Origin of the sequence: Actinoplanes sp. NPDC048791 (genome assembly GCF_040650095.1) — a bacterium.
In the GTDB taxonomy this organism is placed as follows: domain Bacteria; phylum Actinomycetota; class Actinomycetes; order Mycobacteriales; family Micromonosporaceae; genus Actinoplanes.
In genome coordinates, this window is record NZ_JBEZGQ010000974.1 from 1 (window position 1) to 3,151 (window position 3,151).

Consider the following 3,151-nt stretch of genomic DNA (forward strand, 5'->3'; position numbering starts at 1 on the left):
CCCGGTCCGCGCTCCGGACGGCCGCCCAGGCGGTCGCCACGACGATGGCCGCCAGCGTGATCGTCAGCAGGACCATGAAGATCATCGTCGCCATCACCTCCCGGCACCATCTTGGATCCGTTCGCGCGGACAGACCAGAGCCGAACGTCCCATTGCACGGAAGGCGGCACCGGCCGGAGCCGATGCCGCCGCCCGCGATGACCGGGTCAGCCCTGCTGGGCCCAGTCGCCCAGGGTCCAGTCGCGGACCTCGGGCATGTCCTCCAGGTGTTCCACCACGTACGTCTCGTGCCTGGCCAGCTGCTGCTCGCACCAGGTCTTGAGGTCGCTGGCCCCGCGCGGCAGCCGCCTGGCGTTGTTGATCGCGTCCATCACCAGGTGGTAGCGCGACGCCTTGTTGCGCACCGTCATGTCGAACGGCGTGGTCGTCGTGCCCTGCTCGATGAAGCCACGGACCCGGAACCGGTCGGCGTCGGGGCGGCCGTGCACCAGCTGGTGGATGGCGCCCGGGTAGCCGTGGAAGGAGAAGACCACGTCGACCGTGTCGGTGAACAACTCGGTGAACATCGTCTCGCTCATGCCGTGCGGGTGGTCCTTCGGGCGTACCAGGGTCATCAGGTCGACCACGTTGACCACCCGGACCTTCAGTCCGGGCAGCTTCTCCTTCAGGATCTGGGCCGCCGCCACGGTCTCCATGGTCACCACGTCACCGGCGCAGGCCAGCACGATGTCCGGGTCGCTGCTGCCGTCGTCGGTGCCGGCCCACTCCCAGATGCCCGCGCCGCGCGCGCAGTGCTCGATCGCCTCGTCCATGGTGAGGAACTGCAGCTGAGGCTGCTTGTCGATGACGATCAGATTGATGTACGAGCGGGACCGGAAGCAGTGGTCGGCCACCGACAGCAGCGTGTTGGCGTCCGGCGGCAGGTAGACCCGGGCCACGTCGCCGCGCTGGGTCAGCACCACCTGGATCAGGCCGGGGCCCTGGTGCGAGAAGCCGTTGTGGTCGTTGCGCCAGGCCGTCGAGGTCAGCAGCACGTTCAGGCTGGGCACCTTGGCCCGCCACGGCAGGTTCTTGGCCTCCTGCAGCCACTTGCCGTGCTGGACCGTCTGCGAGGCGCTGACCATCGCGAACGCCTCGTAGGTGGCGAACATGCCGTGCCGGCCGGTCAGCGTGTAACCCTCCAGCCAGCCGTGGCAGTTGTGCTCGGACAGCACCTCCATCACCCGGCCGTCCCGGCTGATCTTGACGTCCTCGTCCGTGACGTGCTCCATGAAGCCGCGGTCGGAGACCTCGAAGACGGCACCGAGGCGGTTGCTGTTCGTCTCGTCCGGGCAGAACAGCCGGAAGCTGTACGGGTTGCGCGCGTAGATGTCGCGCATCAGCTCACCGAGCTTGCGGGTCGACTCGGCGTGCTGGGCCGCCGGACGCGGCACCTCGACGGCGTAGTCCCGGAAGTCGGGGATGTCCAGGTCTTCGGTGAGCCGGCCGCCGTTGGCGTGCGGGCTGGCGCTCATCCGCAGGTCACCCTCGGGGGGCAGGGCCCGTACGAGCTCGGTCGGTGCGCCGTCGGCGTCGAACAGCTCCTCCGGGCGGTACGAGCGCAGCCAGGTGTCCAGGATGGCCAGGTGCTCCGGGTTGTCGCGGACACCGGACAGCGGAACCTGGTGCGAGCGCCAGGTGCCCGTCACCTTGACGCCGTCGACCTCGGCCGGGCCGGTCCAGCCCTTGGGCGAGCGCAGGATGATGAGCGGCCAGCGCGGCCGGGTGCCGTCCCACTCGCCGTCACGGGCCGAGCGCTGGATGGCCCGGATCTTGCCCCAGGCCTCGGCCAGGGCGGCGGCGAAGCGGTAGTGCATGCCGGGCAGGTCCTCGCCCTCGACCTCGATGATCTCGTAGCCGTGGCCCTGCAGCAGCGCGCGCACCTCGGCCGGGTCCTTGCGGGCCAGCACGGTCGGCCCGGCGATCTTGGCCCCGTTGAGGTGCAGGATCGGCAGGACCGCGCCGTCGCGGGCGGGGTTGATGAAGGAGACGCCCTTCCAGGAGCCCTCCAGCGGGCCGGTCTCGGCCTCACCGTCACCGACCACGGCGACAGCCAGCAGGTCGGGGTTGTCCATGACGGCGCCGAACGCGTGCACCAGCACGTAGCCCAGCTCACCGCCCTCGTGGATCGAGCCCGGCGTCGTCACCGACACGTGGCTCGGGATGCCGCCCGGGCTGGAGAACTGCCGGAACAGCCGCAGCATGCCGGCCTCGTCCTGGGCGACGTCCGGGTAGATCTCGCTGTAGGTGCCCTCCAGATACCCGGCGGCGACCAGCGCCGGGCCGCCGTGGCCGGGCCCGGCGAGATAGATCGACTGCTGACCGGTACGCCGGATCAGCCGCGACACGTGCGCGTAGATCAGCGACAGGCCCGGGCTGGTCCCCCAGTGCCCGAGCAGCCGCGGCTTGATGTGCTCAGGCGCCAGCGGCTCACGCAGCAGAGGATTGCCACCCAGGTAGATCTGGCCGATGGTCAGGTAGTTGTTGGCCCGCCACCAGGCGTCCAGCTGGGCGATCTCCGTGTCGTCCGGAGCGGCGAGGGCGCGCACCAGCTCGTCGTCGCGGGTGCCGGCCTGGTGTTCCGATACGGCGGTCACGGTGTTCCTTCCGTTGACTGCTGACTGGGTCGTTTTTCAATCTAGGGGCGCGGAGATCACCGCGCTCAGAGGACGACGGACGTCGCCGGCGGGACCTTCGGCCCTCGACTCGGCGCGGTCCCGGATGCCGGTGAGCATCTTGCGTTCCATGATCAGGCTGCCCGGCTCGAGCACCACCCGGCTGACCAGCCGCCGGCCCGGCGAGCGGGGCAGGGCGATCCGGTTGCGGCTCACCAGCCGGGTCCCGCCCCGGTCGGCGGCCAGCCCGAAGATCCAGACCCAGCTCCCGTCGGCGGAGCGGAAGGCCAGCGTGCGGGGCCGGTCGCAGATCTCCACCCGCAGGCCCGGCCCGTCCGCACCGAGCGGCAGCACATCACCCACGGCGAGCTGCTGGAACTGCGGCAGGATGCGGTCAGCGCTGTGCATGTCGAGACCGAACAGATTCTCGATCCAGTCGTAGGTGTAGGCGCCGCCACGGTGGCTGCCCATCTGCACCAGCCAGGGCCAGACCGCTT

The 3,151-nt window shown here is 70.2% G+C and carries 1 protein-coding gene and 1 pseudogene; both read right to left on the reverse strand.

Annotation, left to right across the window (positions count from 1 at the left end; all coding sequences use genetic code 11):
* Nucleotides 1–206 precede the first annotated feature (206 nt).
* Nucleotides 207–2,588 (reverse strand): phosphoketolase family protein, encoded by a 2,382-nt coding sequence (locus tag AB0C29_RS40690; RefSeq protein ID WP_360832363.1) that lies wholly within the window; start codon nt 2,586–2,588, stop codon nt 207–209.
* Nucleotides 2,589–2,672: 84 nt separating this feature from the next.
* A pseudogene (locus AB0C29_RS40695) lies at nt 2,673–3,151 on the reverse strand (hypothetical protein); the annotation flags it as partial.